At 43.4% G+C, this 221-nt stretch carries 1 protein-coding gene; it reads left to right on the forward strand.

Annotated features, from left to right (window positions below; translation table 11 throughout):
- Window positions 1–221, forward strand: a 221-nt coding sequence (locus DSY56_RS11735; protein WP_200832456.1) for an FIVAR domain-containing protein, incomplete at both ends; no start/stop codon positions are given.

Here is a 221-nt window from a genome sequence, read left to right on the forward strand (position 1 = left end):
GAAAGCAGCCTATGATCAAGCAGTATCAGATGGTAAGAAAATCTTAGAAAAAGCTAACGCAACGCAAGCGGAAGTAGATGCAGCAAAACAAGCCATAGAAGATGCCAAAGGCAAATTAGATGGAGCAGAGACCCAGAAAGAGGCTCTAACAACAGCAACATCTACAGATGCGGAAAGCACAAAAGCTAATGATGCGAAGTACTACAACGGAAGTGCAGAGA

Origin of the sequence: Streptococcus sp. 596553 (assembly GCF_900411395.1) — a bacterium.
In the GTDB taxonomy this organism is placed as follows: Bacteria; Bacillota; Bacilli; order Lactobacillales; family Streptococcaceae; genus Streptococcus; species Streptococcus mitis_BA.